General features: G+C 28.2%; 8 protein-coding genes and 1 tRNA gene. 5 read left to right on the top strand and 4 right to left on the bottom strand.

Annotation, left to right across the window (positions count from 1 at the left end):
• Positions 1-32: 32 nt before the first annotated feature.
• Positions 33-830 (bottom strand): carboxypeptidase-like regulatory domain-containing protein, encoded by a 798-nt coding sequence (locus OD91_RS01010; protein ID WP_144894546.1) that lies wholly within the window; start codon positions 828-830, stop codon positions 33-35.
• A 73-nt stretch (positions 831-903) separates the two neighbouring features.
• Positions 904-987, bottom strand: a tRNA-Leu gene (locus tag OD91_RS01005).
• A 387-nt stretch (positions 988-1,374) separates the two neighbouring features.
• Between OD91_RS01005 and OD91_RS01000 the strand changes: the two genes are divergently transcribed.
• The 4 genes from OD91_RS01000 (at position 1,375) to OD91_RS00985 (ending at position 10,753) form a co-directional block, all read left to right on the top strand.
• Entirely contained in the window at positions 1,375-5,460 is a 4,086-nt protein-coding gene (locus OD91_RS01000; RefSeq protein ID WP_144894545.1) for a hybrid sensor histidine kinase/response regulator transcription factor, read from the top strand.
• Between the two features lie 190 nt (positions 5,461-5,650).
• Positions 5,651-8,539, top strand: coding sequence for a TonB-dependent receptor (locus OD91_RS00995; RefSeq protein ID WP_144894544.1), 2,889 nt, complete (start codon positions 5,651-5,653; stop codon positions 8,537-8,539).
• A gap of 17 nt (positions 8,540-8,556) precedes the next feature.
• Complete coding sequence (locus tag OD91_RS00990; protein ID WP_144894543.1) at positions 8,557-10,101, top strand: RagB/SusD family nutrient uptake outer membrane protein; 1,545 nt, start codon at positions 8,557-8,559, stop codon at positions 10,099-10,101.
• Positions 10,102-10,234: 133 nt separating this feature from the next.
• On the top strand, positions 10,235-10,753 hold the full coding sequence (locus OD91_RS00985; protein ID WP_144894542.1) for a shikimate kinase: 519 nt from the start codon (positions 10,235-10,237) through the stop codon (positions 10,751-10,753).
• Here OD91_RS00985 and OD91_RS00980 read toward each other — a convergent pair.
• Both OD91_RS00980 and OD91_RS00975 read right to left on the bottom strand, forming a co-directional pair.
• Positions 10,745-11,248, bottom strand: coding sequence for a phosphoribosyltransferase family protein (locus tag OD91_RS00980; protein ID WP_144894541.1), 504 nt, complete (start codon positions 11,246-11,248; stop codon positions 10,745-10,747). The genes OD91_RS00985 and OD91_RS00980 overlap by 9 nt on opposite strands.
• A gap of 3 nt (positions 11,249-11,251) precedes the next feature.
• On the bottom strand, positions 11,252-11,626 hold the full coding sequence (locus OD91_RS00975) for an RNA-binding S4 domain-containing protein (protein ID WP_144894540.1): 375 nt from the start codon (positions 11,624-11,626) through the stop codon (positions 11,252-11,254).
• Positions 11,627-11,707: 81 nt separating this feature from the next.
• Between OD91_RS00975 and OD91_RS00970 the strand changes: the two genes are divergently transcribed.
• Positions 11,708-12,574 carry a peptidylprolyl isomerase gene (locus OD91_RS00970; protein WP_144894539.1) on the top strand — a complete coding sequence of 289 codons (867 nt, stop codon included), beginning with the start codon at positions 11,708-11,710 and terminating at the stop codon, positions 12,572-12,574.
• Positions 12,575-12,623: the final 49 nt, after the last annotated feature.

Genomic DNA, 12,623 nt, shown 5'->3' with positions numbered 1-12,623 from the left:
CCTTTTTAGTTGAAGTTATTTAGTATTAAAAATTAGTTTTTGTCAACTGGAATTTTATTTCGTTCAATCTTACCTTTCTTCAAAGCTTTAAAGTTTTCGTAACAATCTAAAACCGCTTCAATCATTTGTAAATCAGACGCTTTTTTGATAAAGTATTCAGAGTAATTACAATCTGTTAGTAATTCTGATAATTCTTGTCTATCCATTTCTAGATATTCCATCATTACTTCTCTATCAAATTTACCAGCTAGCATTTTACGTAATCCGTCTTCTTTTTTTAATTTCTGTAATTTTTTAAGCTGTTTAGGCTTTTTCCCAAATAAACTATATAAAAAGTCTACGGGCTGAAATAATCCTGCAAGAGGCGAGGAGAAGTCTTTTCCTTTTGGCCTACCAATTTCATAAGTTTGTGGTAATCCGTTTATATGGATTCTAGTAAATCTATCTTTTGGTACTTGCTTAACATCAACTTCTAAAACACCAATCAATTGAGTAGATTTAATAACTACCTCTCTAATTTCTTCTGGTTTTTCATACAGTGCAATCACTAATTCATTTCCTTTTAATAAATCGTTTGTTACTTTTAATTTGATAGATGAATAACCTAGATAAGAAACTAAAACGGTATCATTTGCTTTTGCTGTTAATTCAAACAAACCTACATCGTTTGTTATAGTACCTTCTACAGAGTTTAAGTTTAAAACGTGAGCAGCACTTAATGTTTTTTTAGATTCTCCATGAATAATCTGACCTTTTAATTTAGATTGGTCATTTTGAGAATAAATACTTATAGATAGAACTAAAAGTAAGAGCGTAATGATTTTTTGCATATGCAATAATACTTAATATGTATGATAGAATTGTTAATGTTAACCAAAAGAAATCAAAAAGTATTCCAAAATGTGCACATGAGAAGATTCGAACTTCCACATCCTTTCGAATACTGCCCCCTCAAGGCAGCGCGTCTACCAATTCCGCCACATGTGCTTGATAATAATGACAAATATAGATATTCTATACTTGTATTTTATTAATGTTTTTAACAAAAAAAAGTTATTATCTCTATTATTTTATCATCTGATTAATACTTTGTTTGTCAGTATATTAAATTGATGTTGTTTTTTATTTTGTTTAATACAATCGATTGTATTTAATTTTTATTTATTACTTTTATAAAAAATTAATGCGTAAGGTTTATACTTAACCTATTTAATTGCTATCTGTATTGAATATTATTAAAACATGTGTATTAATATCACAATAGGAGATTTTGTATAAAGCCTAAATGACATAACTTTTAAAACTATTATTAGTTACTATATAATTAAGTAGTAAAAGGAAGTTTACCGATAGGGTATATCAATTAATTGAAAAATGAAAAAAAAGTATCAATTACTTATTTTAATATTATGTTTTGTATTTCATAATATTAATTCACAAGAATTTAAATATTTAAAATTCAAACATTTATCTTCAAAAGACGGTCTTTCTCAGAGATCCGTTATTGATATATATCAAGATAAAAAAGGTTATATCTGGTTTGGTACTAGAGATGGTTTAAATAAATATGATGGATACAATTTTGTAATTTATAGACATAATTCTGAAGATTCTGAAAGCTTGAGTCATAATTGGATAACAACAATTCATGAAGATACTTATGGAAATTTATGGGTAGGAACTAAAGATGGGTTGAATAAGTATAATCCCCAAAAAAATAATTTTAAACGTTATAAGCATCATTTAACTAAAAATTCTATTAGTGATAATGATATTTGGGATTTAGCAGAAATTGAAGAAGGCAAGCTTTTAATTGCCACAAATAATGGAATAAACGAACTTGAGGTAAAAAAAGACAGCATATCAAATTTTAATGTTTTTCCTCAAAACAGCAATAGTCTATTAAGCGATACAAGAACAAGAAGTTTTACTATTATAAATAATAAACTTTGGATAAGTACAGTTAGGGGTATAGATTTATTTAATTTAAACGATAAAACGTATTCTCATTATAGTTATCCAGTGGGTGTTTCTATAAATGATCATATTAATAATTTCCCAACTTTATATGTTGATCAGCATGAAAACATTTGGCTTGGGTATGAAAAAGGTCTATCAATATTAGATAAAAGTAAAAACATTTTTGTTGATTTTAAATATAAAAGTAAAAAAGAAATTACAAGTGCCGTTAGAAGCATTTCTGAAGATTACTTCGGTAATTTATGGATTGGAACTTACTCTGGATTATATATTTATAATCAAATAGAAAATACATTTAATCACATTCTTCACAATGAGAATGATCCGAAAAGTTTAAGTCAAAATTCTATCTATAAAATTTTTAAAGATTCAAGAGGTGACATGTGGATTGGAACTTGGGCTGGAGGTGTTAATTATTTCGATAAAAGTTTTAATGTTTTTAAGCAATTTAGTTCTGGAAACAGTAAAAATATGCTTAATTATAAGATTGTAAGTGGAATAATTGAAGATGAAAATAAAAACCTATGGATTGGAACTGAAGGTGGTGGAATTAATTTTTACAATAATAAAACACAAGCATTTACCTATTTAACAAATAATCCTAAAGACAAAAATAGTTTAAGTTCAAATAATGTTAAATCATTAATTAAAGATCACAATGGAAATCTTTGGATTGGAACACATGATAAAGGGCTTAATTTTTTAAATACTAAACAGAAACCCTATAAATTTAAAACATTTAACTCCGAAAAAATTGTAGGTAATGCTAATTCAAATCTAAGAGTATTATCACTGTTTGAAGATAACAACAATAATTTATGGGTTGGTACTTTGGCTGGTGGATTATATTTTCATAATACAAAAACTAAATCGTTTTATAAACTTGATAATTCAATAAAATCAATAACGAGTATTGTACAATCTCAAGACCCGAATTATTTGCTTGTTTGTGGATCACAAGGTCTCGAAAAAGTTAATATACATACAAGAAAGCAAAATAAAATTGTTTTAGTAAACGAAAGAAAAGAAGTAATCACCTCTAAAACAATGAATTGTATTTACATCGATAAAGATGATAATTACTGGATTGGAACGGAAGGTGATGGCCTTTTGTATTATAATAAAGATGAAAAATCTGTTATTAAATATGGTATTGCTGAAGGGTTACCTAATGAAATAGTTTATGGAATACTAGGTGATGAAAATGATAATATTTGGATAAGTACTAATAAAGGAATCAGTCAAATAAACTTAATTTCTAAAAAGAAGAAAAACTTTGATGTATCTGATGGTTTACAAGGGAATGAGTTTAATTATAATGCTTTTCTTAAAACCTCAAATAATGAATTAATGTTTGGTGGTGTTAATGGTCTTACATATTTCAACCCAAATGATATAAATGTAAATATGTTTGTGCCTAAAATTGACATTTATAATTTAAGTGTTAATAATGAATCCTATTTAAAGATTACAGATTCTATTTCTAATATTACATTAAAGCATGATCAAAATAATTTTAGTGTCAGTTTTACAGGATTAAGTTACTCACAATCAAATAAAAACAACTATGCATATAAATTAGACGGTTTTGATAAAGATTGGAAGAAAATAGGTAACAATAGAACTGCTAATTACACAAATATTGATCAAGGAGAATATACCTTTAAAGTTAAGGTTGCTAATAATGATGGTGTTTGGAATGAAGCAGGTGATTCTATCATCTTAACAATTCTTCCAGCATGGTGGAGTACTTGGTGGGCTTTTTTAATTTATACCATTATTATTTTAGGAATTAGTTATTATATCAATATTTTAATTTCGGCTAGAATAAAAGTGAAAAATGAATTAATAAAAGAAAAAGATGATAGAGAGCGGATTGTTGCGCTTAATAAATTAAAGCTAAAATTATTTACAAATATATCTCATGACTTTAGAACGCCACTAACCTTAATTGCTGGTCCATTACAACAATTAATAGAAAATAAAAAAGGAGATAATGAAACTCAATATCAACTTAAAGGGATGTATGGTAACGTAATTACTTTATTACAATTAATTAATCAATTACTAGATTTTAGAAAATCTGATGCAGGAAAATTAAAAATTAAAGTATCCAAAAAGAACATCGTTCCATTTCTAAAAAACGTGAAACTATCTTTTGAAGAACTTGCTAAACAAAGAAATATAAACTACTTCTTTATTACCTCTAAAGAAGTTATTAATGTTTGGTTTGATCCTATAGAACTAAAAAAAGTAATTATTAACCTTTTATCTAATGCCTTTAAATTTACTCCCAATGGAGGGATAATAACTGTAAATGTTTCATTATCAAAAGAAAAGAAACTTAAAATTGAAATTAAAGATACTGGTGATGGAATCCCTAAAAATGAACTGCCTAATATTTTTGATAGATTTTTTCAGTTAGGAGATCGAAATAAAATAAGAACAGGAACAGGAGTAGGGTTATCTTTAGCTAAAGACATCGTTGAACTACATAAAGGAAAAATTGATGTAAAAAGTAGCCAAAGAAAAGGAACATCATTTATCGTTTTATTACCAATAGGTAAAGAACATTTTACCTCTGAAGAAATTAGCTTTGAAGATGATGAACAAAGCATTGAACCTACTATTTTTAATGAACCTACTATTTTTAAACCTATACAGGTTGAAAAAAAATCTGAATTTAAAGAATCGCAACAATCTATTTTATTAGTAGAAGATAATATAGAAATAAGAGCATTTATTAAAAAGATATTTATTGATAATTACAATGTATATGAAGCAGAAAATGGTAAAATAGGAATAGAACAAGCTCAAATAAATCCAATAGATATCATAATAAGTGATGTTATGATGCCTGTTATGGATGGAGTTAAAATGTGTAACGCAATAAAAACAGATATTAAAACAAGTCATATTCCTATTATAATGCTTACAGCAAAAACATCTATTAAAGCACATAAAAAAGGGTATGAAACTGGTGCAGATATTTATGTTACAAAACCATTTGATACTAAAATATTAAAGCTTCAAGTAAATAATTTACTTAATTTAAGAAAGAATATGATTCTTAAATATAAAAAAGACTTGTTATTATCGCCTAAAGAATTAACAGTTACTTCCGCAGATGAAAAATTCTTAAAGAAAGCTTTTATTATTGTAGAAGAGAATATGACTGAGTCAGAATTTAATACTCAATTATTTACTGAAAAAATGAATATGAGTAGGACATTATTGTATACAAAAATTAAAGCTTTAACAGGTCAGTCACTTTCTGAGTTTATTAGATCTATAAGGCTTAAAAAAGCAGCGCAATTAATTGCTAAAACACAAATGAATATTTCAGAAATTGCCTATAGTTTAGGATTTAACGATTTAAAATATTTTAGAAATAGTTTTAAAAAGACTTTTAACACTTTACCAACAAAGTATAGAGCAAAAAATAAAACTACTAATACTCCAATAAAACAAGAATCTTAATTCTTCTATCTACCTTAAGTTTTATCAAATAAATCATTCTATATACTTATTAAATTAAGCTATTACTAAGGAATTCATTAAATATAAAACTATTACCCCCTTAAATAATGATTATTTAACCTTCTGATAATCGCTAAATAGAAATAATTTTACAAGATAATAAATAACTTAAAACTTAAATTTAACTTTTATGAAAAAAAAGATCTCTTTAATTAAACAGTTTGTAGGTATCTGCATGTTGTTTTTTATAAGTGCTTCCATGTACGGCCAAAGTGCTATATCTGGTACAGTAACTTCAAGTGAAGACAATCAACCAATACCTAGTGTAAATGTGATTGTTAAAGGTACTACAAACGGAACAAGTACAGATTTTGATGGTAAATATACTATCAATGCTTCTGCTGGAGATGTACTAGTATTCAGCTTTCTTGGTTATAAAACATCAGAAAAAATAGTAGGGAATAGTACTACTATAAATGTTGTTTTAGATACGGACAGTGCTCAATTAGACGAAATTGTAGTAATTGGTTATGGTACAGCAAGAAAAACAGATTTAACAGGATCTATTTCTTCAATATCATCAAAAGATTTTGAAAGGCAACCTATAACAAGAGCAGAAGATGCTTTACAGTCTCGAACTGCTGGTGTAAGTGTTACTAGAAATTCTGGTGCTCCAGGTGGTGATATCAAAATTCGTGTTCGTGGTTCTAATTCAATTACTGGAAATAATGCTCCATTAATAGTTATTGATGGGATTATCGGAGGTGACTTATCTAGTTTAAATGCTAATGATATACAAAGCTTTAATGTATTAAAAGACGCCTCTGCTACAGCAATTTATGGTTCTAGAGGAGCAAATGGTGTAGTAATGGTAACTACAAAAAAAGGTAGATCTGGGAAGCCAAAAGTAAATGTAAATAATTTTATTTCAATTTCTAAAGTACCAAATAAAATTAATCTTTTATCTCCATCTCAATTTGCAACTTCAGCAGGAACAACAGTTTCTAATGGTGGAGCAGATTATCAAGATGAATATTTTAAGACTGGAATAACTAATAATGTACAAGTTTCTGCAAGCGGGAATGAAGGTAGCTTAAATTATTACTTGTCAGGAAATTTAGTAGATCAAGATGGGATTGTTTTAAATACTGGTTATAAACGCTATTCTCTACGTAGTAATTTAAATGCTGATATAACAGATAAATTATCTGTTGGATTAAATGTTTATGGTTCAAGAGAAGATTCACATAACTTGGTAAGAGGTGGTGCAGGAGCATCTTCAGATACTAGAGGTGGAATTGTAAATGTATTATCTTTTAATCCTGCTTTATCTGTTAGAGATTCTAATGGAGATTATAATTTAGCAGGTGGAGGTAAAGGATCTATATTAGTAAATCCTATTGCCGTACAAAATGAAAGAGATGGAAATTTAATTGAAGATAGAACTAATGCAAATCTAAATTTATCTTATGATATTTCTGATAATTTAAATTTAACAACATTGTTAGGTTCTTCAACTACTCATTTTAATAATGAAATTTTTGAAGGAATACCGGCTGGATCAAATTCTAACGCTAAATCTAGAGCAACTTTTAATTCTATAAGAACATATGATTATCAACTTAGTAATATTTTAACTTGGAATAAAGATTTTGGGGAAAATAATCTAAAACTTACTGGTGTTTATGAAATGCAAACATCAACTATTAAAAATGCAAACATAAATTCAATAGATTTTGCAATTTCAGGGTTATCAAACGCTTTTTATCATCTTGAAATTGGTAAACCTTCAGTTGGAGCAAATGAAAATAAAACTTCTATAGAATCATTTGTAGCTAGAGCTGAACTAAGTTTTGGGGAAAATCTTTATTTAACAGGTACAGTTCGTAGAGATGAGTCTTCAAAATTTAGAGAAGGTAATAGAGTTGGGTATTTTCCTTCTATATCTGCAAAATATAATTTAGGGGAATTTATTTCAGAAGATTCTTTTTTAAATGATGTAAGTTTAAGAGCTGGTTATGGTGTAACTGGTAATCAAGATATACCTGCAAATTCTACCTATCCTGGTGTAACAAGAAATGATTTCTTTTTCAGTGGAACATCATTTAATGTTGGTGCAGGTGCAAGTGCAATTGTAGACCCTAATATAACTTGGGAAACAACAAAACAAATAAATATTGGTGCAGACTTTAGTTTATTAGAAAATAGAATAAATGTTAGTGTAGATTGGTATAAAAAAAATACTACAGATTTGTTATTAGATCTAAATGTACCGCAGTCTAACGGAGGAGGTATTTTTAGAACTAACTTAGGGGAAGTAGAAAATACAGGTTTCGATCTAAGTCTTTCTGCAAATGTTGTAGATAGAAGAGATTTTAATTGGAATTCTAATTTAACTTTTTCTTCAGTTTCTAATAAAGTTATCAATTTAGGAGGTGCTAATCAATTATTATCAAGACCTGCAGGAATTAATCCAGGTGGTGCTGGAGCTAACCTTTATATAAATAAGGTAGGAGAACCTTTAGGAGGATTTTACGGATATACTTATACTGGAGTTGCTGCAAATGGTGATGCTCAATATGACGCTGCTGGACAAAGCCAAATTGGAAATGGATTACCAGATTTTAATTGGGGTCTAAATAATACTTTAACGTATAAAAACCTTGATTTAAATATTTTAGTAAGAGGTGTTCATGGATACGACATTTTAAATGCTACAAGAGGTATTATATCGCTAGGTGGAGGTGATGTTAAAAATGCAACACATGCAGATTCAATTTTACCAGGTAGTCCAACAGGAGGTACCAATCATATTAACTCTTCTAGATATATTGAAGATGGTAGTTTTATTAGATTAAGTAATATTTCTTTAGGGTATAATTTTTCTGATGTAAAATGGTTAAGTTCATTAAAGTTTTTTGCTAGTGCACAAAATCTGCTTACAATTACAGACTATACTGGTTATGACCCAGAAGTTTCATCAACTGGTGCATCTACTTCTGACACCACACCATCATTAGATTTTGGAGCATTACCAAACCCAAGAACTTTTACTTTTGGAGTTAACATAGGTTTATAATTTTAAAAAATAATATTATGATAATAAATAAAATAAATAGAAAATTTTGGACCAAAATGGGCGCATTTGTACTATTGGTTCTTTTAATAATTTCATGTGCAGATTTAGAAGAAGATCCAAACTCTGTACAATTTGATCCAGCAGCATTAAATTCAGATACAGCATTAGAAACTCTTGTAGCTGGTATGTATAGCAGGATTCAAAATGATGCGCAATGGTCAGCATTTTTTATAACCGGTTATGCAGGTGATGATATTTCTACTCGTTCTACTAGTAATAAAGCTGGGTTTAGAGATTCAGATTGGAGACAACAAACACCAGGATCGGCACGTTTAGGAAATGCATATAATGGCTGTTATAGAGCAATAGCTACTGCAAATACAGCTATATCTATTATTGATAATATAAAAGGAGATGCAGGTAAAATTCAAAGATTACTAGGAGAGACATATTTTATTAGAGCATTTGCATATTTGCATTTAACTAGAACGTATGGTAGAATACCAATTCAACTAAAACCTACTTCTAATGATAAATTAAAAAGGGCTTCTTTTGTTGATATTTATAAACAAATAGAAGCAGATTTAAAACAAGCAGAAACATTATTGCCTAATGTTTATCCTGGAATTCCTGCAGTTGGTACAAGACCAAATAAAGGGTCTGCTAAAGCATATTTAGCTAGATTATATTTACAATGGGCAGGTTATCCAGAAAAAGACTTAAGTAAGTATGCTTTAGCTGCTAGTAAATCTTGGGAGGTTATTAAAGATAAATCTGTATATGGATTTGACTTAGCTACTGATTTTAGAGCTATGTGGACAGAAGATGGTAGGTTTAAACATAATGAAGGCATATTTACCTTGATTGGCTGTACTGTTGGGTGTGGTGTTGGAAATAGAACAACTGGTCGTTTAGGTTTAACAAATGCAGCTGGTGGTTGGAATGAAACTTTTGGGGAAATAGCATTTTATAATGATCAAAAAACTGAAGCTACTAAAAATGGTACAATGAAGCGTTTTGATGCTACATATATTCATGAAAAAATCCCTAGAGCAGATGAACCTATTGGTGCAGATTTTATGAGTGAAGCTAAAATTACTGATAGACATCCGATGTTTAGAAAAATTGTTGGTGGAGATTTTTCAGAAACTGTAAACACAACAAGAAATGATATTAATAGATATTTTATGCGTTATGCAGAAGTATTATTAATTTATGCAGAGGCTTCTGGGAGAGCAGGAAATGTAACAGCGAATAGTTGGAAAGCTTTAAATGATGTTAGGAATAGAGCAGGAGCTACAACACCTTTAACTGCGGTTGATGGGAACATTGAAGATTTAGCATTCACAGAACGTAAATGGGAATTTGCTGGCGAATATGAAAGATGGAATGATTTAGTACGTATGGAAAAAGCTGCAGCCGCTTTAGGTAATAGATCGGCATTAGAAGATGTAGATGTTTCACACAGCAAAACTCCATCAACAGATGCGAGTGGAAAATATTTTTATTTTTCACCTATACCTCAATCTCAATTAGATTTAGCACCTGAATTGAACGATTAAATATTTGTAAATAGTATATATATTTGAATTAATTATTTACGATAAGCCTTTTCTTTTAAAAGAAAAGGCTTTTTTATTTATTTTAAAAATAAATAAATTAAATATTTATCGATATTTGTTAAAAATAAAATAAATGAAAATAGTTTTATTAGGCTATATGACAAGCGGAAAATCTTCGATTGGAAAACGTTTAGCTAAAAAGTTAGCGCTACCTTTTAAAGATTTAGATGATTATATTGAAACTAAAGAAAATAAAAGCATTAAAGAGATTTTTGCTGACAAAGGAGAAATATATTTCAGGCTTAAAGAAACAGAATATTTAAAGGAACTATTATCTATAGAAGACTCTTTTATTCTTTCATTAGGAGGTGGAACACCGTGTTATTCTAATAACATGGAATTTATTTTAAAAAATAAAAACACAACTTCTATATATTTAAAAGCTAGTATTCATAAAATTACTAATAGGCTTATTAAGAAAAAGCAAAATAGACCATTAGTAGCAAATTTAGATGATGATAAAATTTTAGAATTTGTTGGTAAACATTTGTTTGAAAGAAGTTCTTTTTATGAAAAAGCAAGCATAATTGTTACTACCGATAATAAAACAAAAAAAGAAATAGCAAAAGAATTAAAAGTAATTTTACAGTAAATAAGCAATTCCGCTATTAGAAGAAAATTCTACAATAATATGCTCTTTTATAGATGTAGATAATGAAATCCCTTTAAAATCAGCTTTTACAGGATACTTTTTATGATTTCTATTAACCAATACCGCAGTTTTAAATCTTTTTAAAGGAACATCTAAAAAGTGTTTTACTCCATAAATTAATGTGCTTCCAGAATTTAAAACATCATCAACTAAAACAATTGCTTTATTTTTATATTCAGAAGAAGATAGGCTAGTAGTGATTGGTTTAAGTGGGTTTTTCTTATCAACATAAACTTCACAAATGTTTATTTTTATATCGGAAATTTTGATTAGAACATCTTTTAATAACTTTGAAAAAACAAATCCATTTCCAGCTATACCAGCTAAAATAATTTCCTTTTCAGAACTATTGCTTTCATATATTTGATAAGCAATTCTTTTAATTTTTTGATTTACTTCTACAGATGTTAAAATAATATTATTTGTTGTTGTCATAAATTAATCAATACTTTCTTCGTTATAACCTTCAATATCTCTTCTATCTTTTTTTGTAGGTCTACCAGTACCTTTTTTTCTATAGTAATCTTTTGCAAATTTTAATAGTTCATTTTTTTCAAACTGACTCTTATCTGTTAAATCTTTTCTATATAAATCTACCAATTTCGCACCGACTCTATTTGGAGGAATGTCTAAAACTTTAATTTTATAATTTATTTGGTTTTTTCTAATTACAAGTTCTTCATTTCCAAATAGTTCTTTAGAAGGTTTTAAGCTTTTGTCATTCAGCTTAATACGTCCTTTTTTACAGGCTTCTGTAGCAACATTTCTAGTTTTAAAGAGTCTAATACACCAAAGATATTTATCTACTCTCATAAAAAAAGTTAAATTTTATAGTTTCCCTTTTTACAAAGGTATAAAAATGCTAACTTGCGGCACTAAATTTTCTATTATTAAATGAATAAATTAAAATATTTTATAGCGCTAATAACTTTTTCTGTTATTGTATATTCTTGTGGAGATGATGGGACATTTGTAGATGATTTTGACCATGAAGCACAAGCAAAGATTGATGATACGTTATTAATAGAGTTTTTTAAAGGTCATTATTATGATACCTCTATTGATTCGATAAAACCAATTGTCTCTGGTAAAACGAATTTATTTAGTGACTCAAAACTAAAAACACAAAAAGTTACTTTCAATGAAATTGAGTATAATTTATATACTTATGTAAAAGTTGAAGGAAATCCTGTTCCAAATAAACCGAATCCTACTATTATAGATTCAATTCTAGTAAATTATCATTTAGGATACATTAAAGATTCAATAGACTATATTCCTGTACAAAAATTAAATGCTGCTACATGGTTTAACCCGACTAGTATTGCTGTTGAAGGATGGTTACATGGGTTTACTAATTTTAAAGGAGGAAAAAACACAACTAATAATGGCCCTATTACTTATATTGGTGGTGGAAATGGTATCATTTTTATTCCTTCTGGAATAGCATATAGAAATATTGGTAACTTACCAGTTATACCTACAGAAGCAAATTTAATTTATTATGTTAATCTTTTTGATAGTGTTGAGGGTACAGACCATGATAATGATGGTGTGGCATCAATAGATGAAGATATTAACGGTGATGGAGATCCTAGGAATGATGATACTGATGGTGATACCTTTGCAGATATGAGTGATCCAGATGATGACAATGATGGAAAGTTAACTAAAGATGAAGATACAAATGGTGATGGAGATCCTAGAAATGATGATACTGACGGTGATGGGATACCTAACTATTTAGATTCGGATAGTTAAAAAATAAAAAGTAATAAAATAAAAAAGGCTCTTGAAAATTCAAGAGCCT

The sequence above is a fragment of the Lutibacter sp. Hel_I_33_5 genome (assembly GCF_007827455.1).
Lineage (GTDB): Bacteria > Bacteroidota > Bacteroidia > Flavobacteriales > Flavobacteriaceae > Polaribacter.
The sequence above is the reverse complement of the archived record's forward strand: the minus strand, read 5'-3'. Positions and strand labels throughout refer to the sequence as shown.

Coding starts and splice junctions, on each gene's coding strand:
- OD91_RS01010 (WP_144894546.1), bottom strand. CDS start 830: ATGCAAAAAATCATTACGCTCTTACTTTTAGTTCTATCTATAAGTATT.
- OD91_RS01000 (WP_144894545.1), top strand. CDS start 1,375: ATGAAAAAAAAGTATCAATTACTTATTTTAATATTATGTTTTGTATTT.
- OD91_RS00995 (WP_144894544.1), top strand. CDS start 5,651: ATGAAAAAAAAGATCTCTTTAATTAAACAGTTTGTAGGTATCTGCATG.
- OD91_RS00990 (WP_144894543.1), top strand. CDS start 8,557: ATGATAATAAATAAAATAAATAGAAAATTTTGGACCAAAATGGGCGCA.
- OD91_RS00985 (WP_144894542.1), top strand. CDS start 10,235: ATGAAAATAGTTTTATTAGGCTATATGACAAGCGGAAAATCTTCGATT.
- OD91_RS00980 (WP_144894541.1), bottom strand. CDS start 11,248: ATGACAACAACAAATAATATTATTTTAACATCTGTAGAAGTAAATCAA.
- OD91_RS00975 (WP_144894540.1), bottom strand. CDS start 11,626: ATGAGAGTAGATAAATATCTTTGGTGTATTAGACTCTTTAAAACTAGA.
- OD91_RS00970 (WP_144894539.1), top strand. CDS start 11,708: ATGAATAAATTAAAATATTTTATAGCGCTAATAACTTTTTCTGTTATT.